This is a genomic window from Pseudarthrobacter sp. O4, from assembly GCF_050157025.1.
Taxonomy (GTDB): Bacteria; Actinomycetota; Actinomycetes; order Actinomycetales; family Micrococcaceae; genus Arthrobacter.
This window is the reverse complement of sequence record NZ_CP189591.1, coordinates 2,117,206-2,138,012: the sequence shown is the minus strand read 5'-3', so window position 1 is coordinate 2,138,012 and position 20,807 is coordinate 2,117,206. Positions and strand designations below refer to the sequence as shown.

The window sequence follows — 20,807 nt, the reverse complement described above, 5'->3', positions numbered from 1 at the left end:
GTGACCGGTGCTAGACGATGCGCCTAGACGATGTCCTGGGACTTGGCGAAACGGGTGATGGCGCGCTGGGTGCCGCGGTTGGCGAGGACCTGGATGATGGCGCTGACCGCTGCGGAGATCAGCGCGAAGGTCAGGGCCGAGCGCAGCGTGGTGGGGATGTCGTCGTGGTGGCCCTTGGGCGGCTTGTTGCCGGTGGACTTTTCCCAGACGGTGTCGACGAGCTTGGTGCCGACGTACCCGGCGAGCAGGCTGATGCCGGTGCCGAGCAGTTTGATGAAGATGTTCATTCTTCGGACTCCTTGCGGGAGGGAACAGGGCTTCCCCCAGCCTAGCGTCCCGGCCCTGACGGTTGGACCCGGCCGTGCAGGCCGCGCCGTGCGGTCCCGGCCCGGAATGTGACAGCTGGGCACGGGAAGCCGGTCCCGCCGGGTGTAAACTGGGCAATGCCCACAAGGGCGATTTTATATACGACAGGGGAGCGCCGCCGTCGGGCATCGCTGGAGGAATCCAGGGAAAACCACCGGTGGGCGCTGAGAGTGCGGACAGCCGCAGACCCTCGAACCTGATCCGGTTAGTACCGGCGAAAGGGAGTCGAGTTCTCAGAGTGCCCGGCTGGGCGGCGGAAGCCGTGGCCGGCCGGCGCACCCTCCCCTCCTGTTCCTCAGGAGGACGACATGACTGACATTTCTGCTCAGCCGACGCTCAACCGGCGCGGCTACAACTGGCGTGTGGTGGACATTGTGGTGGCCGCGTTGATCGCGGTTGCCGGTGGCGTCATTTTCTGGGCCTGGTCCCAGGGCGCCAATCTGATTTCAGCCCCGGTCAACGCGCTGTATCCGCCGCTGACAGGGCTCTACGCCGGAGGCTGGATGATTCCCGCCGTGCTCGGCATGCTCATCATCCGCAAGCCCGGGGCGGCACTGTTCTGCGAAACGGTGGCTGCCACCGGCGAGCTGATCATGGGCTCGCAATACGGCACCACTGTCCTGATCTCCGGCGTGCTCCAGGGCCTCGGAGCCGAGCTCGTCTTCGCGGCGTTCGTCTACAAGAAGTTCAACCTGCCGGTGTCCCTGCTGGCCGGTGCCGGTGCCGGACTGTTCGGCGCCCTGAATGACTCCTTCGCGCCGTGGGGCTGGAACATCGCCTACGCCGCCGGGGACAAGTTGGCGTACATCATCTTCATGTCCGTCTCCGCCGCCGTGATTGCCGGCGCCCTGTCCTGGCTCGCCACCCGGGGTCTCGCCAAGACCGGGGTGCTGAGCTCGTTCGCCTCGCGCAAGGCCGCCACGGAGCCTGTGTTCTCCTGATGCCGGCACCAGGTGCCGGCGTCCGCCCGGCCGCGGTCACGGCCCGCGGCTGGGGCTGGCGGCACGCCGGCCGGCCGCGGCCCGCCGTCAACGGGCTGGACCTGGACATCAGTCCCGGGGAGCGGGTGCTGCTGCTCGGGCCTTCCGGTGCCGGCAAATCGACGCTGCTCCACGCACTGGCCGGGGTCCTCGGCGACAACGCAGCCGACGCCCTCGGCGACAACACGGCAGAGGATTCCGACGAGACCGGCAGCCTGCTGATCGACGGCGCCCCGCCGCGGGCCCGGCGCGGCCGGGCCGGGCTGGTGCAGCAGGACCCGGAGACGCAGGTGGTGCTCTCCCGTCTCGGTGATGACGTCGCCTTCGGGGCGGAAAACCTGTCCGTGCCCCCGGCGGAGATCTGGGCCCGGGTCGGTGAAGCGCTCGACGACGTCGGGCTGGGCCGGCTGCCGCTGGACCACCCGACCTCGGCCCTCTCCGGCGGCCAGAAGCAGCGGCTGGCGCTCGCCGGCATCCTGGCGATGCGGCCCGGGCTGCTCCTGCTCGACGAACCCACTGCCAACCTGGACCCCGCCGGCGTCCTGGAAGTCCGCGACGCAGTCGGCCGCTGCCTGGACAAGACCGGCGCCACCCTCGTGGTGGTGGAGCACCGGGTCGCCGTCTGGAAGGACCTCGTGGACCGGATCGTGGTCCTGCAGCCGGGCTCCGCCACGGAACCGGCCGTGCTGATCGACGGCCCGCCGGACCAGGTCCTGGCACAGGCGCGGGACATGCTCACTGCTGCCGGGGTCTGGGTGCCCGGTTACGTGCCGCCGACCCGGGTGCGGGCAGCGTCTGCCGCGGGCTCGCCGGTATCAGGCTCCGCAAAAGCATCCCTGCCCGGACAGCCCGACGCCGGGACCCTCCTGATGGCGGCCGACAACCTGGCGGTCTCCCGCGAGCACCCCCGCCGTTCCGGTCTGCGCAGGGGCTTCAGGGCCATCGCCCCGGTACCGGTGCAGTCCGGCATCACAGCCCAGATCCGCGCCGGCGAGGCGCTGACCATCACCGGCCCCAACGGCTCCGGAAAGTCGACGTTTGCCCTGACCCTGGCCGGCCTGCTGGCGCCGGTGTCCGGTACCGTTTCCGCCACGCCGGAGCTGGGCGCCGGCGCCGGGATCGATCCGTACCATTGGAAGGCGCAACAGCTGATTGCCCGGATCGGTACCGTCTTCCAGGAACCCGAGCACCAGTTTGTCACCGGCCGGGTGCTCGACGAGTTAATGTTCGGTCCCCGGCACCTGGGCCGGGGCGAAGAACGGGTGGACGAGTTGCTGGAGCGGCTCCGGCTGACCGAACTGGTGGACGCCAACCCCTACACACTCTCCGGCGGCGAAAAGCGGCGGCTCTCGGTTGCCACCGTGCTCGCGGCCCATCCGCAGGTGCTCGTCCTGGACGAGCCCACCTTCGGCCAGGATGCCAACACCTGGGCCGAGCTCGCCTCCTTCCTCTCCGAACTCCTCGACGCCGGCACCGCCGTCGTGTCGGTAACCCACGACGCGGAATTCACCGCGGTCCTTGGCGGCACCCAGCTCAGCCTCCGCGCACCGGAGCACCGTGAACCGGGCGATCGCGAGCCGGGCAATCGCGAACCGGGCCCGGTGGCGGCGCAGTGAGGGAAGTCCTGAGCCTGCGCGGCAACCAGGCCCTGTTGACCCGCGCCAACCCGCTGGCCAAGTTCACCGCCGTCGTGCTGATCACCCTCGTGCTGGCGCTGTCCATCGACTGGGTTTCAGCGTCGGTGGCGCTGGCCTTCGAAGTGGCGCTGTTTCCGCTGGCCGGGCTGAGCCTCGCGCTGCTCTGGCAGCGCGGCTGGCCGCTGATCCTGGCCGCGGCGCTGGGGGGCTGGAGCACCGCCATCCTGGCGCCGGACAGCGGAAGCATACTGCTCGACGCCGGCATCTGGTCCATCAGCGACGGTTCCCTTGAACTGGGGCTGGGCTTCCTGCTCCGCGGACTCGCCATCGCGCTGCCCGCGGTGCTGCTGATGAGCTGCACGGACCCCACGGACCTGGCCGACGCGCTGGCCCAGAACGCGAAACTGCCGCACCGCTTCGTCCTGGGCACCTTGGCCGCGATGCGGCTGGTGGGGCTCATGGCCGAAGAATGGCAGACCATCGGCATGGCGCGGCGGGCCCGCGGCGTGGGCTCGCGCGGCAACCCGTACCAGCGGCTCCGGTCCACGCTGGGGCAGAGCTTCGGGCTCCTCGTGCAGGCCATCCGGCGCGCCTCCCGGCTGGCCGTCACCATGGAGGCCCGCGGCTTCGGTGGCGCCCAACGCACCTGGGCGCGGCCCTCCACCTTCAGCATCCTCGACGCCTGGGTCCTGCTGGGCGGGCTCGGCATTGCCGCTGCCGCCGTCGCCGCGGCACTGGCCGCCGGGACCTGGAATCTCGTGTTCCTCACCCGGCAATAGGAGGTCCTCAACGCAGCGGTGCGCGCCCTGCCCCGGAACCTATCGCCCGGCGTTTATCGCACCGCGCGGATATTCCTGTGAGATTATCGGCATTTCGGCGGCGTTTTCCGGGACCAACAGCTGATCCGTGATATTTTTTGGGTATGACTCAACAGACTGCTGAACACGTTGGTGCCCTGCTCCGCGATGCCCGCGGACAGAAGGGCTGGACCCAGGGACAGCTCGCCGCCGAGCTGGGAACCAGCCAGAGCGCGATCGCCCGGATGGAACAAGGCAAGCAGAACCTGAGCCTGAAGATGATCCAGCGGCTGGAGTCCGTCTTCGGCCGGAGCATCGTCAAGGTAGGCCGGCCGCAGATGACCCACCTCCGGGTCGAGGGTGGCCGCACCCTCTCCGGTTCCGTGGACGTCAACAGCAGCAAGAACGCCGGCGTCGCCCTCCTGTGTGCCAGCCTGATCAACCGCGGAACCACCACGCTGCGCCGGCTGGCCCGGATCGAGGAGGTCAACCGTATCGTCGAGGTGCTGACCAGCATCGGCGTCGAATGCACCTGGCTGAACGCGAACGATCTGCAGATCCGCCGCCCCGCCGTGCTGGACCTCGATTCCATGGACGTGGAGGCCGCCCGCCGGACCCGCAGCGTGATCATGCTGCTGGGACCGCTCCTGGACGAGTCCAGCGAATACCGCCTGCCCTACGCCGGCGGCTGCGACCTCGGCACCCGCACGGTGCAGCCGCACATGCAGGCGCTGCGCCAGTTCGGCCTCAGCGTCGAAGCGAAGTCCGGGTTCTACGCCGTGCAGGCGCCGCCGTCGGACGGACATGACCGTTCCTTCGTGCTGAGCGAACGCGGCGACACCGTCACCGAGAACGCGATCATGGCCGCCGCCCACCGCCGCGGCACCACCATCATCCGCAATGCCAGCCCCAACTACATGGTGCAGGACCTCTGCTTCTACTTGCAGATGCTCGGCGTGGAGATCCAGGGCGTGGGAACCACCACCCTGAAGATCACCGGGCGCCCGTCGGTGGAGGCAGACATCGAATACTTCCCTTCCGAGGACCCGATCGAGGCGATGAGCCTCATCACCGCCGGCATCGTGACCAACTCGGAAGTCACCGTCCGCCGCGTCCCCATTGAGTTCATGGAGATCGAACTCGCGACGCTCGAACAGATGGGCCAGCGGCTCGAGCTGTCCGGCGAATATCTTGCCCGCAACGGCCGCACCCGGCTGGTGGACGTCACCACCAAACCCTCGGAATTACGTGCACCTGAGGACAAGATCCATCCGATGCCCTTCCCCGGACTGAACATCGACAACCTGCCCTTCTTCGCGGTCATTGCCGCCAACGCCCACGGCCAGACCATGATCCACGACTGGGTGTATGAAAACCGTGCGATCTATCTGACCGAACTGAACAGGCTCGGCGCCCAGGTGCAGCTGCTCGATCCGCACCGGATCTACGTCAACGGACCCACCAAGTGGCGTGCGGCCGAGGTGGGCTGCCCGCCGGCCCTCCGTCCCGCAGCCTGCCTGCTGCTGGCGATGCTCGCGGCCCGCGGCGTCTCGGAACTGCGCAACATCTACGTGATCGAGCGCGGCTACGAGGACCTTGCCGAGCGGCTCAACACCATCGGCGCAAAGGTCGAGTATTTCCAGGACTGACGGCCTCGTTTAAGCAACGCCGGGTCACTCCGCGCCCATCCGATCCCCTGGCATGGGCGAGGAGTGACTCCGCGTTGGGGTAGCGCGCTTCCGCGGGTCCTGACGCACAATAGATTTATGCGCACCTTCGGCGTGGAGGAAGAACTGCTGATAGTGGACCCCGAAACGGGGATGCCGCTTGCCCTGGCCGACGTCATGCTGCCCAGCCTGGTCCCCCAGAAGCAGGACGCGGGCCGCGTGGTCCCGGCGCAGAGGCCGGTCCACGAAGACGCCGGTTTCAGCTTCGAGCTCAAGCTGGAACAGATTGAAACCCAGACGCAGCCGTGTCTGGATTACACCCAATTGCTCCAGCAGCTCAGGCAGGGCCGTGCGCTCGCGGACCAGGCCGCACGGGCACACGGCGGCCGCGTCGCAGCCCTGGCCACGTCGCCGAGGGGCTCCGCGACGCACACAACGCCTTCGCCGCGGTATGTCACCATGCAGGAACGATTCGGGCTGATCGTCCGGAACCAGCTCACCTGCGGCTTCCACGTCCACACGTTTGTGGAATCCCCCGAGGAAGGCGTGGCGGTGATGGACCGGATCCGGGACAAGCTGGCCGTGCTGATTGCCCTCAGCGCAAATTCCCCGTACTGGAACGGCGCGGAGACAGGGTTTGAAAGCTACCGCACCCAGGCGTGGAACCGCTGGCCGGGCTCGGGTCCTACGATGATCTTCGGCAGCGTGCCGGTCTACCGGCGGGTGGTGACCCGGCTGGTGGAAAGCGGCGTGCTGCTGGACGAGGGGATGATCTATTTCGACGCGCGGCTGTGCAGCCACCATCCCACCGTGGAGGTCCGGGTCGCCGACGTCTGCCTGCGGGCCGACGACGCGGCGCTGATCGCCGTGTTGGTGCGTGCCCTGGTCGAATCGGCCTGCCGGGAGTGGAACGACGGCGTTGAACCAGCCCCGGTGCCGACGCTGCTGCTGCGGATGGCCGCCTGGCAGGCCAGTAATTGCGGGCTCCGCAGCCAACTGCTGGACTTCGGGACCTTTACACCCGCGCCGGCGGCGGATGTGGTCCACGCACTCGTGGACTATCTGGCCCCGGTGCTGGCGGAGCAGGGGGAGCTGGAACTGGTCCACGAGGGCATCGCACGGATCCTCGCCGAGGGGACCGGTTCGCAGCTGCAGCGCCGGCCGTTCCGGGAAGGCGGCCTCGTCGCCGTCGTCGACCGGGCCGTCAAGGTAACCATGCTGGGGTCGGAGTCCCGGGATCCCGCGCACCAGCCGTCGTCCCTGGGCCGGGTGCGCCGGGCCTGACCGAAAAGACGCTGCCGAGTCCGCAGTTCGCGGTAGGAAGAATCCCTGGTCAGACCTGTTTGAGCGCCTGGCGGAGGTCGCGGATCAGGTCCTCGACGTCTTCCAGGCCCACGGAGAGCCGCACCACGCCGTCGCTCAGCCCGATCGCAGCGCGTCCTTCCGGGCCCATGGCGCGGTGCGTCGTCGTGGCCGGATGCGTGATGAGGGACTTCGCATCGCCCAGGTTGTTGGAGATGTCGATGATCCGCAGCGCGTCCAGCAGTGCGAAGGCGGCTTCCTTCGCCGAGCGCCCGGGGGACGGGGAAAGTTCCAGCGTGAGCACGGTGCCGCCGGCCGTCATCTGCCTGGCCGCGAGCTCGTACTGCGGGTGGGATTTCAGCAGCGGGTACAACACCGCGCTGACCGCGGGCTGCTCCTCGAGCCATTCGGCCAGCCGCAGGGCGGACGCCGAGGAATGGTTGACGCGCAGCGCCATGGTCTCCAGGCCCTTGGTCAGCACCCACGCGTTGAAGGCGGACAGGGCGGGTCCAGTGTGCCGCATGAGCTGCTTGACGGGCCCGTCAATGAATGCCTTCGTGCCCAGGATCGCCCCGCCGAGCACCCGGCCCTGGCCGTCGATGTGCTTGGTGCCGGAGTAGACCACCACGTCCGCGCCGAGGTCCCCGCAGCGCTGCAGCAGGGGGGTGGCGAAGACGTTGTCGACGACGACGGTCGCCCCGGCAGCATGGGCCAGTTCGCTCACGGCGGCGATGTCCACAATCTCCTGCATCGGGTTCGATGGCGACTCGAAGAAGACCGCGGTGGTCGGCTCCGACAACGCCTCGCGCCACTGCTCCAGGTCCGGCCCGTCGACGAAGACCGTTTCCACACCCCAGCGCGGCAGGATTTCGTTGAGGATCACAAAGCAGGAGCCGAACAGCGAGCGGGCGGCGACCACACGGTCCCCGGCGCCCAGCAGCGCGCCGAGCGCGGTGAACACCGCGGACATGCCGGACGCCGTCGCAAAGCACGCCTCGGTGCCCTCGAGCAGCCGGAGCCGTTCCTGGAAGGTCGCCACCGAGGGGTTTCCGTAGCGGGAGTAGACGAAGCGCTCGTCCTCGCCGGTGAAGGCGCGCTCGGCGGCGGCGGCGGATTCGTAGACGAAGCCGGAATTGAGGAAGACCGGCTCGGTGGTTTCCTGGAAGCCGGTGCGGTCAAGTCCGCCGCGGACAGCCTGGGTGTCGGGGCTCCAGCCGGCGGCGTCGGGATTGAAAGTCACTTAGTTCTTTCCGAGGTTGGTGGGCAGGCCGCGGTTCTTCCAGCCGTTGACGGTCCGTTCGCCGTAGCGGTCGGGCTCGCCTTCGAAGCCCTCGAGGACGTTGTAGGAGGTGAAGCCGGCCTCGGTGGCGGCGGTTGCGGCGGCGATGGAGCGGGCACCTGAACGGCAGAGGAACACCAACTCGGTACCGGAATCCTCCGGCGCCTGCTGCTTCAGTTGCTTCACGAACTGCGAATTGGGGATGCCGCCGGCCAGGCTCCACTGGATGAAGAGCGGATCATTTTCCGTCGCTTTCGTGTCCGGGATGCCGATGTGGGCCCATTCCGCCTCGGTGCGGACGTCCACCAGGATGGCGCCCGCCTCCAGCTTGGCCCAGGCTTCCTGCGGGTCCAGGTCTCCGGCGTAGCTCACGCGTGGCCCTCGATGGTCTCTTCGTAGCCGACGCCGTCAATTCCCAGGCCTTCGACCGCGTCGGCGACGGCGGCGTCCGCGCTGGCAAATGCGGCCGGCAGCACCACGGCCTGGGCGACGATGACGCTGCTGCCGTTGAAGGCGGCGGAGGGGCTTCCGTGCAGCACGTAGCCTTCGGCCAGCGCCGCCGAAACGCGCTCGCAGAAGGAGCGGTCGTCGGGGCCGGTGAACAGGCGGTAGGCCAGCTTTTCCTCGGCGGCTGCGCCGGGGACGGCGGCGGACGGGGCGGGTGCTGTGGTGGGGACAGCGGGGGCGGATGCGTCAGGCACGACGGTACTCCTTCTTTCACGCTTGCAGCTCGAATGGGTCGATATGCCGAGTATTCACCTGAGGCACCCCGCCGCGAAAGGGAGGGTTGCCGACCGGCCAGTCAGGGCTTGGCGCCGGTTCTCATTACTCCCCAAAAACGTAACATCTGCAGGGCTGGCCCGCACCGCCGCCCTCGTCATGTTCCGTAACCGTAACCGTAACCGTCTCCCGGCGCCGCCGGCGGAGCCGGTCGGGAGACGTCAGGCAGTGTTTTGACCGGAGCGGTCCGTCGGGGTAGCCAGCGGCTGAATATACGTATCTACCTGTCCGGCCGACTATCTCCGCCGGGGACAGTTTCGAGTAGCGCCTACTCGGGTCTTCTGATATGGCGCTCGCCTTTACTGGGAGGCAGGCAACAGGTCCCGAGAGGTCTCAAAGTGCCAACCGCCGCAACTTGAGGGGGTACCGCGCAGGGTCATGCCAGGCCCTGTCCGCCGTCTCAGAACTGAATGGAGAAACTGTGAAACCCCGTGTCCTGATTACCGGCGCCGGCGGCCCTGCCGGCCTGGCCCTCGCCGCCCAGCTGCGGTCCCGGGGCATTCCCTTCCTGGGCGCTGACGCCCGCGAACTGCCGGAAGGGACCGGCGTCACCGCTGTCAGGGTACCCCCGGCCGCTGACCCTGAACTGATCCCGGTTTTGCGCCGGCTGGTCGCACGGGAGGGAATAAATTTGGTCATCCCGACTTCCGGCGAGGAACTGATGCAAGTCTCGGCGGCCCGCGCGGGTTTCGGAAGGGACGTCCGTGTTATCACAGGCGAGCCCGGGCCGGTGGCTGTCGCCAGCGATAGGCTCTTCACAGCCTGGCTCTTGCGGTCGGCCGGGGTCCCGGTCCCGCGGTTCGGAGTCCCCGGGGACTTTGCCGGCGCCAACGCAGCGATGGCCGCGCTGGACGGCCCCGTGGTCGTCAAGCCCCGGGTTTCCCGCGGCGGATGCGGGGTGATTGTCGTGGACGGAAGCGTGGACGTCGACTGGGCAGGACTGCCGGACGGGCAGATCGTGCAGGAATACATTCCCGGAACGGAATATGTGCCCGTGGTCTTCGGAACCCCCGCCCACAACGGTACGGCCCCGTTTGCGGTCGTGGTGGAAAAGACCGGGCGCGCAGATCAGTACGTGGTCAACGCGATAGCCGTCCGCCGCGCCGCGGCCGGGGAGGCAATGGATGTGGGCAATGTGGCGATGGCCGCCGTCCGTTCGCTGGGGCTGACCGGCCCGGTCGAACTTACCGTCCGCCGCCGGGCCGACGGGACTCCGGTGGTGCTGGAAATGAACGCCCGGTTTGGCGCCCACAGCGAAGCGGCGCCCGAGCTGCTCGACGCCGTGCTGGCCTCCTTCAACCTGCCGTCCTTCAATCCTGCGTCATTCCGGCAGGGAACCGGAGCATACGCCCATGCCCTGGTTTGACTCAGCTGAGCCGGGAATCCACCCGGGCCTGCTCCTCCCCGGCGTACTCATCACCGGTCTGCCGGTCCTCGTGTTCGGCCTCGTCCGGCTGCTCGCCGTGCCGTTGGCAGTGTGCTTCGAGGTCCGGGCGGCCAGCCGGCGGCGCCGGGGGGCTCCGACGCTCTGGGACGAATGGCCAAGCGTGTCGATCGTCGTCCCGGCCTTCAACGCGGCCGCCGTCATCGAAAACTGCGTCCGGTCCGTCCAGCTCACCCGCTACACCCGGTACGAGGTCATCCTCGTCGACGACGGCTCCACGGACAACACGGCCGAACTGATGGCCGGTCTCGCCGCCGGGGATCCTCGAATCAAGGTCCTGGGACAGCCAGGCGCCGGGAAGGGAGCTGCCCTGAACCTGGGCGTCCGCTATGCCACCGGTGACGTTCTGGTGTTTGTCGACGCGGACAGGATCTTCGCACCGTACACGGTCGACAGGATGCTGCAGGGCTTCGAGGACCAGCGCACCGGGGCAGTCTGCGGCGATGACAGGCCGGTCCAGCTGCACCGGACCCGGCCGCTGGCCTTCATCAGCCACCTCGGTACGGCGATGGCCCGGCGGGCCCTGGCCGTGGCCGGCTGCGCGCCATTCGTTTCCGGCAACATCGATGCGTTTCCCCGCAGGGTCCTGGCGGAAATCGGGCCGTTCTGCGAGCACTCGGTGGGGGCGGAGCTGGAGCTGATCTGGCGCGTGCGCAAGGCGGGATACCGCGTAGCGTTCGCGCCGCGCGCCCACATCTACGCCGGAACGCCATCGACCGTCCTGGCCCGCTGGCGGCAGCGCGTCCGCCGGGCACACGGCCTGCTGCAGGCGATGACAACCCACAGGGGCACGAGCGGCAAGGAAGGACACCGGGACAAGTCCGCCCGGACCGGCGTCGGCACTGCCAGCCCACGTCCCCGTAGCCTGCGGACCCGCACGGCAACCAGCGCCCGGACCGGAGCGGCAACCGGCGCGCAAACCGGCGCCCGGACCGGCGCGCAAACCAGCGCCAGGCCTGACGACGACGCCTGGGCCGCGCTCAGGGAGGCCTGGGCTTAGGCGGACCCGCCTCCACTCGCCACTGAGACCGCCGGCCCGGTTTTCTGGCAGAATTTTCCGGGTGCCGGCATCTCGGATTCCTGCGCCAGCCCCGTAGCTGCGCCCTGCGCCAGCCCCTTGGCAGGACTGGACTCGGCTACTCGATGGTGGCGTAGAGCACGTTCAGCTCGGCCGTCAGCTGCCTGCGCAATTCCGGAGTGCCGATCTCCTTGCCGTCAAGGTGGTTGACGGGCGCCAGCAGTCGGATGCTCGAAATCAGCCACACGGCATCGGCGTCGAGCAGGTCTTTCGGCTCCAGCGGTCCGTAGCCCAGCTCCCAGCCGGCAGCCTTGGCGGCGGCGAACAAGGCGCCCTGCGAGGTTCCGGGCAGGATGCCGCTGTCCAGCTGGGGTGTGATGAGCCGCCGGACCGTGCGGATGCCGCCCTCGCCGTCGTCGGAGGTTTCCAGGTGGGCCAGCAGGACTGTCGACGTGGGGCCCTCGAGGACCCTGCCGTCCGCGGAGGTGAAGATGACATCGTCGGCGCCCCGGTGGTGGGCGTAGCGCAGCGCTGCCATATTGACGGCGTAGGAGAGGGTCTTGGCGCCCAGGAGCAGCCAGGGGGCGCGCTCGCCGACCTCGCTGTCGTAGCCGCGGTCCAGGAGGATGACGTCGATCCCTGTCGCGCGCTGGCGGTGGCCTGCGGCGCCGGGAGCGGAGGCCTGGACCCAGCAGGTAGGCCCGCCCCCGCCCTCGACGCCGCGCGTCACGAGGAGCTTCACCACCAGCTCATCAGCAGGAGCCGTGTCATCGGTGTCCGCCGTGGCGGGCACATGCTGGCTCCGGTACTCGCTGATCGCGGTCTCAATGGCGCGTCGCCACTGGTCCTCCGCGGGAATGTCCAGCTCCAGCAAGCGGGCGGACCCGGCCAGGCGGCTTAAATGGGCTTGCAGCTTCCTGGGCCGGCCGCCCACGGCAAGGAGCGATTCAAAGACGCCGTCGCCGCGGGTGGCGCCCTGGTCCGTGGCCATCAACTGCGGCTTGGACGCGTCCGCGATGCGGCCCTTTTCGAACTCGGGATCAAGGAAGACCAGCACCGTGGCAAGGCCTGGAACTGGGGCAGGAGAAGTCATGGTTTCAGCTTAGTTCCCGAGGGGCGGGTGCCCCGCCGTGGCGGGGGCATTTTCGTGTCCGTGCGGAAGGCCTCGGATAGGATTTGCAGGTTGCCCGTTCCGGAACTGTTCCGCGGGTCTGGAGCTTTGAGGGGTTCGCCTGTGCTGTGGCCATTTCCGCTGGTGGGGACTCTTCCGTCCTGGGCGATTCTCATCCTGACCCTGATCGACCTCGTCATCCGTGTGCTGGCCCTCGGGATCATCCCCGGAAACCGCCGGCCTACCACCGCCATGGCGTGGCTGCTGGGCATCTTCTTCGTCCCGGCCCTGGGCCTGGTGCTGTTCCTGCTCTTCGGCAACTTCCGGCTCTCCCGCAAACGCCGTGCCCAGCAGGAGGCGGTGAACATCCGGGTACGTGCCGGCACCTCGGAGCTGGCCAGCCTTGAAAGCCACTACGACGGCCCGGAATGGGTGGCCTCCGCGGCCGAGCTGAACAAGACCCTGGGCTCACTGCCGATGGTGGACGGCAACAGCGTGGAGCTGCTGCCTGGCTACCCGGATTCCATCAGGGCGATGGCGGCGGCGGTCCGCGAGGCCGAGGACTTCGTCAACGCGGAGTTCTACATCATGAGTTCGGACCACATCACCGATGACCTACTCTCGGCCCTCGAAGAGGCGGCCGAGCGCGGCGTCGAAGTCCGGCTGCTCTTCGACCACCTCGGCACGCTGCGGATCAAGGGTTACAGCAAACTGATCGCCCGGCTCAAGGCCAGCAAGATCCGCTGGCGGCCCATGCTGCCGCTTCGACCCGTGCACGGGCAGTGGCGCCGGCCGGACCTGCGCAACCACCGCAAGATCATGGTGATCGACGGCGAGATCGCCTTCACCGGCTCGCAGAACCTGATCGAGCCCTCCTACAACAACCCGCGGCACCGCAAGGTGGGCCGTGAGTGGGTGGAGCTGATGGCCTGCCTGCGCGGTCCGATCGTCACGACGCTCAACGTCGTCTTCGCCACCGACTGGCTCAGCGAGACCGACGAGTCGCTCGAGGACCAGCTCGCGCACCGGCCTGAACTGCACGCCGGCGAGATCACGGCGCAGGTGGTGCCCAGCGGCCCCGGCTTCATCACCGAAAACAACCTGCGGCTCTTCAACACGCTCATATACTCGGCGCAGCACAAGGTTTCGATCTGCAGCCCGTATTTCGTTCCGGACGACTCCCTGCTGTACGCGGTGACGACGGCGGCGCAGCGCGGCGTCGACGTCGAACTGTTCGTCTCCGAAAAGGGCGACCAGTTCCTGGTCCACCACGCCCAGCAGTCCTACTACGAGGCCCTGCTGGAGGCCGGAGTAAGGATATACCTGTACAAGGCCCCGTTTGTGCTGCACGCCAAGCACTTCACGATCGACGACGAGGTGGCCGTCCTCGGCTCCAGCAACATGGACATGCGCTCCTTCTCCCTGAATCTGGAGGTCTCGGTGATGCTCCTGGGCGAGGACATCGTGCAGAGGGTCCGCGCCGTGGAGGACACCTACCGCGAGATCTCGCACGAGCTCGTCCTCGAGGACTGGATGAAGCGTCCCATGCTGGTCAAGTACGTGGACAACGTCGCACGGCTGACAGCCACCCTGCAGTAGTAGTCCGCGCCATCCGTGGAGCCCTAGCTAGGAATGTGGAAGGTCGCGTAGCCACGGTAGATCAGTGCCGAGCGGACGCCGGGCAGCGCCTCCAGGGTATGTAGACCGGTGCCGTGCATGAGGATGACCCCGCCCGGGTAGACGCGTGGGGTTGTTGCGTCGCCATACTGGACCCGCTGGATGATCGTCGCCGCCGATGATCCATCCCAGTCCCGGGTGTCCACCGTCCAGAAAGCGGGCCTGCAGCCGGCTGCCGCCAGTGCGTCATAGACGTTCAGACTGAAGGCGCCCGCGCCGTACGGTGGCCGGCACAGCTTGGGGGTGGTCGTGGGAACGACACTTCCGGAGCGGCGAACCTCATCGTTGATCTGGGCGGAAGTCATGCGGGAGTAGTCGCCGTGGTCGTAGCTGTGGTTTCCGAGAAGTTGACCGGCGTTGATCAGCTGCGACTCGTAGCTGGGATGCGCCAGCATGCACTGGCCGGTAAAGAAGAACGTGGCCTGGATGTTGTATGCCGTCAGCCAGGCCAGCATCCCCGCTAGCCTCGCTGGCGTGGCGCAGTCATCAAAGGTGAGCCGTACCGTGGGTCCGTTGTAGTAGAGATGCAGGATGTTGTACTGCTCGGCGGCTGTGATTCCCCACACCTGGGGAAGTGGCGGCATCGGATCGTCAGCGGCATACGACGGCATCGGGGCAAGTGCCATGCCGAGGACAGCCAAAACAATGACGACGATGGAACGGAAGGACTTCCGGGTCAGCATCATTTCCCCTAGGAACGGAATCCTGAACGGAGCACCCTGGCGGGGCGCAGCCGCACCATAGTTTTAGTGGACTGGTCGCATAAATGCAACGGGCGGGTGGTCAGCCGGACGGGAAGTCTGCGCCGAGCGCCGAGAGCACGCCGAAGGCCTTGGTCCGGATCTCCTCGTACTCCTCCTGCGGCGAGGAATCCGCCGTGATTGCGCCGCCGACGCCGACGCCGAGGCTCAGCTCCGCGTCGCCGTCCGCCGCGCCCGCGTTGAGCACCAGGGTCCGGATCGCAACAGCGAGGTCGGCGGCCCCGCTGAGTGAGAAGTAGCCGATCGCGCCGGAGTACACGCCCCGGGGTGCGCCTTCCAGCCGGTCCAGGATGGCCATGGTGCTGACCTTCGGGGCGCCGGTCATGGACCCGGCGGGGAAGCAGGCCGCCACGGCCTCGGCCCGCGGCATCCCGGGCCGGAGCAGGGCGTCGATGGTGCTCACCATCTGGTGCACGGTGGCGTAGCTTTCGATCGCGCACAGCCGGCTGACCGAGACGGAGCCCGGCACGGCGAAATGGCTCAGGTCATTCCGGAGCAGGTCCACGATCATGATGTTCTCGGCGCGGTCCTTGGGCGAAGACTTGAGCTCCTGCCACAGTGCCCCGTCCCGCACCGGGTCGGCGTCCCGGCGCCGGGTGCCCTTGATCGGTTCGGCCCGCATCCCGCCGTCGGCCATGATGCGCAGGAAGCGCTCGGGCGAGGTGCTGGCCACGCTGAGTCCCCCGAAGCGCAGGTAGCTGGCGAACGGCGCCGGGTTACGGCGCCGCAACGCGAGATAAGCCGGCCACGGATCCAGCGCGCCGGCCGGCACCTTTGCCGTCAGCACCGTGGTGAGGCAGACCTCGTAGCTGTTGCCTTCGGCGATCTCGTGCTGTGCCTCGGTGATCTTAGACTTGTAGGAGACCTCCGAGTCCCGCGCGGTAAAGTCCAGCGCGGCAGAGTCCAGCCCGGCAGAAAGAACGACGTCGCTGCTTCCGCCGGCCGGCACCGTGTCCGCCCCTGCCGTGTCCGCCACGGCGGCTGCCACGGCTGACCGGGCCGCCACCAGCCACTCCCGGGCATCGGGCGTGTCCAGGGCAAGCAGCCATGCCGTACCTTCCAGATGGTCCAGCACGACGGCGCGGCCGGCGAAGAGCAGGCAGGCGTCGGGGGTTGCCGAGGCAACGTCGCTGCCGCCGGTTTCCCGCTTGAGCTCGTAGCCGAGGTAGCCGAGCCAGCCCAGGGTGAACCCGCACGGGTAGTCCTCGGGAACGCGGAGAGCCCGGCGCCCCCAGACGCCGTCGAGCCAGCGGAAGAACGGTCCCTCAGTTTTTACGGTCGCATTTCCGACGCTCACGCAGGTCTTGCCCGAGCTGTGCCGGACCGTCTGGCCGAAGCGGCCGCCGTCGTCCGCCAGGATGCTGAAGCGGCTCCGCTCTGCCGCCGCTCCGTCCCGGGCCTCGCCGGGCAGTCCCGGGGCTTCCGGCTTGAGGGAGGAGTCCAGCCAGACCGCGTTGGCGGAGCGGCCGAAGAGGCGCTCGAACAGCCTGACGGCGTCCGGCTCGGCGTCGATCCGTTCGGTGTGGAGCTGGAGGCCGCGGCGGGCCGCGAGCTCAGGCAACAGCACCGGGGCAAGAGCGGGCAGGTACTGCAGGGACTGCAGCACCTCCTCGGGGGCGGCGCCGTCCGCGAGGTTGAGCACGCGCACCGCGGCGTGCGCCGGAACATCGTCCGCGGCCAGCCATTCCTGCTCTTGGGCGGCCCACTGGTCCCAGTAGGGTTCGTAGCTTTCGCCGTCGCGGGCGAGCGCCCGGCTGCGGCGGTCCTGGTCCGGGGAGTCCGCCCAGACCACCGCGTCAAGGAACGGACGGGCGGCTTCGGCCGCGGCGCCGACACCTTCCACCAGGACGATCTCGGCGGGCTGTGTGGTGCGGGTTTCGCCGTCGTAGTGCCGGTTCCAGTCCCAGCTGACCCAGTCGGCGGGTTCGCCGTGGTGCAGCGGTTTCAGGACCGTGGAGACGTAGCGTTCAATTCCTGCGGCGAGTCCGTTCCAGCCGGGGTAGATGTCCTCGAGATGGAACAGGGAGACCTTGTGGTTCTCCCGGAGCCGGGCCGCGAGTTCGATCGCGAGGGTGGTCTTTCCTGCGCCGGATCGTCCGTCGATGGCGATGATGACGGGTGCGGGGCTCATGAAATAGAGCGTACCCGCTGCTCCGGCCGCTGCCGTTGCGCCAGTTGGGTGCGGACGTGCCCCACGATGCCTGGAATTGCGGCGTGGATCAGGTTCCAGGTGATGTCGAAGTCCGCGTGTCCGCCGTACCAGGGATCTTCGATGCCCTGGTCCAGGGGATCCTTGCCCGCCACGGCGGGATCGAAGCTGCGCAGCATCCGGATCTTGGACAGCGATTCGCGGTCCGGTGCCGTCTGCCGCAGCCAGCCGTAATGGTCCACATCCAGGGCCAGGATCAGTTCGCGACTCTGGAACCATTCGGGCCGCCATTCGCGCGCCGTGTGGTGGTCTGAGGAGATGCTGTGGCCCAGGAGCGTGCGGGCGGCACGGGGATCGATCGGCCGGCCGGCCTCGTAGGCAGTTGTACCGGCCGAGTCCACGACGGCGCCGGCGAGACCCTCGGCGGCAAAGGCCTCCGCCAGCATCAGCTCGGCCATCGGGGACCGGCAGATGTTTCCGGTGCAGACCGTGATGATCCGGTACTGGCTCGACGTTGAGGTCATATTGCTAAGCATGAATGATGCGGGCGCCTCTTGGCTAGCGGAGGTTCCGCGGGTGTTACAAGATCTGTCAAGTCTGCGGGACCCGGTGTGACGAGACAGGCTGACGGCGTAACAGGGTAACGGAATTCCGCAGTCCCTGTTCGGCGCTAAGTGGCGCTGCGTCCGCAGCACCGATAGGACGTCGGGCGACGTGTCCAGCGCGTCCACGGCGTCCTTGACGTAGCCGACGATGGACCTGCGGCGCGGATGCCGTGTGTCCAGGCCAGGCCCGGCCCACGCTGGGTATCCCGCGGCATGGGGCCGTCGCGGCACAGCGGCCTCGGCAGGGCGGGCCCTTGACGGCCCGCCGGGGCGCCAGAGGTCCGTGTCAGTGAATCAGCGCGAGCAGGACGCCGACCGCCACGAACAGGCAGCCGAAGGTCCGGTTGAGAATCTTTTGGCCGCGGGCGTCGTGCGTGAACCGCTGGAAGGACGTGGCCGCGGCGGCGAAGAAGAACCACATGACGAGGATGTCGATCACCACGACGGTGACGGACAGGACCAGGTACTGCGGGAGCAACGGCTGCTCCGGACGGATGAACTGCGGCATGAAGGCCAGGAAGAACACGACGGCCTTGGGGTTCAGGATGTTCACCCAGAGACCACGGCGGAACATGGAGAATGCCGGCTCGTTGCGCAGCGCGGCAGCCCTCTCCTGGTCCAGATCGGGCTTGTGCAGGAACTGCCGGATGCCCAGGTAGACCAGATAGGCAGCACCGGCGTAGCGGATGGCGTTGAACGCCACCGGCGAGCTCGCCACGAGGACCCCGACGCCCAGGGCCACGATCAGGATATGCACAATGAGTGCGGCCTGCTGGCCGAGGATGCCCCAGAGCGAGCGGCGGAAACCGGAGTTCAGCGAGTTGCTCATGGTATTGATGGCGCCAGCGCCTGGAGTGAAGCTGATCAGGACGCCGGCGCCTGCGAGGGCCAGCCAAAGGGACGGTTGCACCAGACAAGTTTACGGTCCCGGCCCTGGCCGGCCGGATTCGATGAGGGGGCTGGCCGCCCTGATGTCCGGTGGGGAGTCAGTCGCCGCGGAGGCCGTAGCTGAGAATCATGTTGCCTTTGCTGGTCTGTTGGGACGACTGCAGCTCCAGCCGGGTCAGGGGATCGCCGTCGTTGAAGAGCCGCCGGCCGCTTCCCGCGATCACGGGATGGACGATCAGCATCAAGGTGTCGAGCAGCCCGGCGAACAGCAACTGGCGGACCAGCGAGATACTGCTGAAGATCCCTATTTCGCCGCCGTCGCTGTTCTTCAAGCCTGCCACGAAGTCCTCCAGCGGCCCCTCAATCAGGCGCGAATTCTGCCACTCCAGCTCCCCGGCCAGCGTCCGGGACGCGACAAATTTCGGCAGCGGATTGATAAACCCCGCGAAGACGGCGTCGCTTTCGGCGTTCGGCCAGTAGTCTGCCCACTGCTCGTACCCGATGCGGCCCAGGATTGCGGTGTCGATCCGGCCCATCATCTCGCCCATCCCGGCACCCAACTCCGCGTCGAAACTGTCGAACTGCCACAGGAACGGGTCTTCAACCACCCCGTCCACAGAGCAGAAAAGGCCGGCCGTCAATTTGCGCATGGATCCTCCTTGCCGTGGGCTCTTTCAGTGCACCCTATCGGGAGATCGGAAGGCAGGGAATGCCTGGCGGCGGACGCGTGCCCCGGACGACGGCGGTGCCGCAGCCCGGAGCGGCCCTGCAGGCAGCCTTATCCCGCAGCTCTATCCCGAAGCTGGGGCGCTGCTATCGCTTAGCCGTTGGAGGTGCAGCCGTCCGCGGCCGTGTCGCCCGGGCCGCCCTGGGCTTCCTGGGTTTCGGTCACGGTGAAGTTCGCATCCAGCAGGACGGTGGCGCGCGTGCATTCCGCCTTCGTGATGTGGGCTTCGTAGGTGGCGCCGTCGGCGTCGGTCTCCACCCGCTCGATCGTCCGGCTGGGCGGCCTTCACCGCCCCCTCGACCGTCGTGGCGGTGTCACCGGTGAGGATCTCCTCCGTCTTGCCGTTGGCCTGGTGCGGGCCGCGCTGTCCGCCGGTGCCGCAACCATCGGTGGACGGGCCGAGGACGGGCTGGCGGTGGAATCGGCTGCCATCGCGGGGATGGCCGACGCGCCGATGGCGCCGCCGCCGATGACGGCGGCGAGCATGATGGTCTTGTTGATCTTTGCCATGGTGTTGCTCCTTTGCCGGAGCACGGAGACCGGGCCGGCCGTGCTTTCGGCCTTTAAACAACCTCAGCCGGGGAGATATGGCAGCACTTTGGCATGGCTGTGGCGGCGCGAAATAGTAGAAGGTATCCGCATCGGACTTTTGCACCGGCGTCGCCGTAAGCCCCACCTGAGCTGCCCCGCTGAAGTGCTCAAGTATCTGCCGCCAGGATGAGTCTTCTCGAGCGCTCCCGCGGTGGCATTCATCGACGATGACCAGGTCGAAGAAGTCCGGTGGGTAATGGCTGAGCAGCGAGGCCTCCTCCGCATCGGCGTCCGAGTCAGCACGGACTTTGGAGTCCAGAGCCTGATACGTCGCGAAGTAGATGTCCCTCGAGAATCTGCGCTCCTGCGTTTTGACCCTGATAACCGGGTCCCCGAACACCGGCCTGAAGGTCTTGTTGAGTGGGTCGTCCACCAGAACCTTGCGGTCTGCGAGAAACAACATTTTGTAGGACCGCCCGGTCCCCGACAGTTCGTTGATCCGCTTCCGGTGGTTCCAGAGCTTCCATACGAGCTGCATGGCCGTCATGGTTTTGCCGGTTCCCGTCGCCATGACCAGGAGCAGACGCTTTTCCCCGGCGGCAAGGCGGGACAGTTCTTCGTGAACTGCGCGGCGTTGGTAGTACCGCAACTGGCGCGCTGTGCCGTCTGGGTTCTTCAGCTCGTCGCTGAAACCGCTGAGCAGCGGATCCGGCGATGTGGACTTCGACTCCGACACAGTCGTACCGGATGCCAGTCGGGCCCGGACGGTCTTTCAGTTGTCGGGGCAGAAAGTGGAAGCCCGGCAGACATAGCACGCAGCTTTCGTGGTTCGGGAAAGTGGCATGAAATGCGCCGCACCGTGCAGGAGTGGCTCTACGGAGCATAGAACTTTCTCAAAACTATAGCTTTGAGAGTGAATCCTACTCAAAACTAACGTTTTCAATGAGTTCCAGGCGGCCAGATCAGCTGAGGAACGCAACCTGGCCGGCGGATCATCTGCCGGGGCTGACCGTCGGCAGAGTTCGGCCGCGCTGAGAAAACGAGCCGCCATGGCCTGACCAACCCCGTTCACGGATATGAGGTCAGGT

The 20,807-nt window shown here is 67.6% G+C and carries 20 protein-coding genes, 1 pseudogene and 2 riboswitches; of the genes and pseudogenes, 8 read left to right on the top strand and 13 right to left on the bottom strand.

The window, feature by feature from the left end:
• Positions 1 to 23: 23 nt before the first annotated feature.
• Positions 24 to 287 carry a DUF4235 domain-containing protein gene (locus ACQCSU_RS09830; protein ID WP_426979543.1) on the bottom strand — a complete coding sequence of 88 codons (264 nt, stop codon included), beginning with the start codon at positions 285 to 287 and terminating at the stop codon, positions 24 to 26.
• A gap of 175 nt (positions 288 to 462) precedes the next feature.
• Positions 463 to 607: riboswitch (TPP riboswitch) on the top strand.
• A 67-nt stretch (positions 608 to 674) separates the two neighbouring features.
• Here ACQCSU_RS09830 and ACQCSU_RS09825 point away from each other — a divergent pair.
• From ACQCSU_RS09825 to ACQCSU_RS09805, 5 genes are all read left to right on the top strand, one after another.
• Positions 675 to 1,307 (top strand): ECF transporter S component, encoded by a 633-nt coding sequence (locus ACQCSU_RS09825; RefSeq protein WP_426979542.1) that lies wholly within the window; start codon positions 675 to 677, stop codon positions 1,305 to 1,307.
• Positions 1,307 to 2,962, top strand: a complete 1,656-nt coding sequence (locus tag ACQCSU_RS09820; protein WP_426979541.1) for an ABC transporter ATP-binding protein — start codon at positions 1,307 to 1,309, stop codon at positions 2,960 to 2,962. The genes ACQCSU_RS09825 and ACQCSU_RS09820 overlap by 1 nt, the downstream gene beginning before the upstream one ends.
• The gene (locus ACQCSU_RS09815; RefSeq protein WP_426979540.1) at positions 2,959 to 3,762 is read left to right on the top strand and encodes an energy-coupling factor transporter transmembrane component T family protein; all 804 of its coding nucleotides are present in this window, start codon (positions 2,959 to 2,961) and stop codon (positions 3,760 to 3,762) included. Before ACQCSU_RS09820 ends, ACQCSU_RS09815 begins: the two co-directional genes overlap by 4 nt.
• Before the next feature lie 143 nt (positions 3,763 to 3,905).
• Positions 3,906 to 5,429: a UDP-N-acetylglucosamine 1-carboxyvinyltransferase gene (locus tag ACQCSU_RS09810; protein WP_426979539.1), complete on the top strand. Its 1,524-nt coding sequence runs from the start codon at positions 3,906 to 3,908 to the stop codon at positions 5,427 to 5,429.
• A 117-nt stretch (positions 5,430 to 5,546) separates the two neighbouring features.
• Positions 5,547 to 6,731 carry a glutamate--cysteine ligase 2 gene (locus tag ACQCSU_RS09805; protein ID WP_426979538.1) on the top strand — a complete coding sequence of 395 codons (1,185 nt, stop codon included), beginning with the start codon at positions 5,547 to 5,549 and terminating at the stop codon, positions 6,729 to 6,731.
• Between the two features lie 49 nt (positions 6,732 to 6,780).
• Here ACQCSU_RS09805 and ACQCSU_RS09800 read toward each other — a convergent pair whose 3' ends face one another.
• The 3 genes from ACQCSU_RS09800 to ACQCSU_RS09790 are packed head-to-tail and all read right to left on the bottom strand — an operon-like array spanning position 6,781 to position 8,645.
• Entirely contained in the window at positions 6,781 to 7,989 is a 1,209-nt protein-coding gene (locus ACQCSU_RS09800; RefSeq protein WP_426979537.1) for an O-succinylhomoserine sulfhydrylase, read from the bottom strand.
• Positions 7,990 to 8,400, bottom strand: a complete 411-nt coding sequence (locus ACQCSU_RS09795; protein ID WP_426979536.1) for a rhodanese-like domain-containing protein — start codon at positions 8,398 to 8,400, stop codon at positions 7,990 to 7,992. It lies immediately after the preceding gene.
• Positions 8,397 to 8,645: a DUF1737 domain-containing protein gene (locus ACQCSU_RS09790; RefSeq protein WP_426979755.1), complete on the bottom strand. Its 249-nt coding sequence runs from the start codon at positions 8,643 to 8,645 to the stop codon at positions 8,397 to 8,399. The genes ACQCSU_RS09795 and ACQCSU_RS09790 overlap by 4 nt, the downstream gene beginning before the upstream one ends.
• A gap of 97 nt (positions 8,646 to 8,742) precedes the next feature.
• Positions 8,743 to 8,858: riboswitch (SAM riboswitch) on the bottom strand.
• 371 nt (positions 8,859 to 9,229) lie between these two features.
• Between ACQCSU_RS09790 and ACQCSU_RS09785 the strand changes: the two genes are divergently transcribed.
• Together ACQCSU_RS09785 and ACQCSU_RS09780 are read left to right on the top strand one after the other, a co-directional pair.
• The gene (locus ACQCSU_RS09785; RefSeq protein ID WP_426979535.1) at positions 9,230 to 10,174 is read left to right on the top strand and encodes an ATP-grasp domain-containing protein; all 945 of its coding nucleotides are present in this window, start codon (positions 9,230 to 9,232) and stop codon (positions 10,172 to 10,174) included.
• Positions 10,161 to 11,252: a glycosyltransferase gene (locus ACQCSU_RS09780; protein ID WP_426979534.1), complete on the top strand. Its 1,092-nt coding sequence runs from the start codon at positions 10,161 to 10,163 to the stop codon at positions 11,250 to 11,252. The genes ACQCSU_RS09785 and ACQCSU_RS09780 overlap by 14 nt, the downstream gene beginning before the upstream one ends.
• 136 nt (positions 11,253 to 11,388) lie before the next feature.
• Here the strand turns inward: ACQCSU_RS09780 and ACQCSU_RS09775 are convergent, their stop codons facing one another.
• The gene (locus ACQCSU_RS09775; RefSeq protein ID WP_426979533.1) at positions 11,389 to 12,363 is read right to left on the bottom strand and encodes an aminodeoxychorismate lyase; all 975 of its coding nucleotides are present in this window, start codon (positions 12,361 to 12,363) and stop codon (positions 11,389 to 11,391) included.
• A 141-nt stretch (positions 12,364 to 12,504) separates the two neighbouring features.
• Between ACQCSU_RS09775 and cls the strand changes: the two genes are divergently transcribed.
• The gene (gene cls / locus ACQCSU_RS09770) at positions 12,505 to 13,980 is read left to right on the top strand and encodes a cardiolipin synthase (protein ID WP_426979532.1); all 1,476 of its coding nucleotides are present in this window, start codon (positions 12,505 to 12,507) and stop codon (positions 13,978 to 13,980) included.
• Positions 13,981 to 14,003: 23 nt separating this feature from the next.
• On the opposite strand, the gene ACQCSU_RS09765 is transcribed toward cls, so the two are convergent.
• From ACQCSU_RS09765 to ACQCSU_RS09730, 8 genes and pseudogenes are all read right to left on the bottom strand, one after another.
• On the bottom strand, positions 14,004 to 14,744 hold the full coding sequence (locus ACQCSU_RS09765; RefSeq protein WP_426979531.1) for a polysaccharide deacetylase family protein: 741 nt from the start codon (positions 14,742 to 14,744) through the stop codon (positions 14,004 to 14,006).
• Positions 14,745 to 14,841: 97 nt separating this feature from the next.
• Positions 14,842 to 16,950, bottom strand: coding sequence for a chorismate-binding protein (locus tag ACQCSU_RS09760; RefSeq protein WP_426979530.1), 2,109 nt, complete (start codon positions 16,948 to 16,950; stop codon positions 14,842 to 14,844).
• On the bottom strand, positions 16,947 to 17,492 hold the full coding sequence (locus tag ACQCSU_RS09755; protein WP_426979529.1) for a low molecular weight protein-tyrosine-phosphatase: 546 nt from the start codon (positions 17,490 to 17,492) through the stop codon (positions 16,947 to 16,949). Before ACQCSU_RS09755 ends, ACQCSU_RS09760 begins: the two co-directional genes overlap by 4 nt.
• Before the next feature lie 367 nt (positions 17,493 to 17,859).
• On the bottom strand, positions 17,860 to 18,483 hold the full coding sequence (locus ACQCSU_RS09750) for a LysE family transporter (protein ID WP_426979528.1): 624 nt from the start codon (positions 18,481 to 18,483) through the stop codon (positions 17,860 to 17,862).
• Positions 18,484 to 18,559: 76 nt separating this feature from the next.
• Positions 18,560 to 19,111: a dihydrofolate reductase family protein gene (locus ACQCSU_RS09745; RefSeq protein WP_426979527.1), complete on the bottom strand. Its 552-nt coding sequence runs from the start codon at positions 19,109 to 19,111 to the stop codon at positions 18,560 to 18,562.
• 170 nt (positions 19,112 to 19,281) lie between these two features.
• The gene (locus tag ACQCSU_RS09740; protein WP_426979937.1) at positions 19,282 to 19,446 is read right to left on the bottom strand and encodes a hypothetical protein; all 165 of its coding nucleotides are present in this window, start codon (positions 19,444 to 19,446) and stop codon (positions 19,282 to 19,284) included.
• A 27-nt stretch (positions 19,447 to 19,473) separates the two neighbouring features.
• Positions 19,474 to 19,698, bottom strand: coding sequence for a hypothetical protein (locus ACQCSU_RS09735; protein WP_426979936.1), 225 nt, complete (start codon positions 19,696 to 19,698; stop codon positions 19,474 to 19,476).
• Between the two features lie 169 nt (positions 19,699 to 19,867).
• Positions 19,868 to 20,455: pseudogene (locus ACQCSU_RS09730) on the bottom strand (DEAD/DEAH box helicase family protein); the annotation flags it as partial.
• Positions 20,456 to 20,807: the final 352 nt, after the last annotated feature.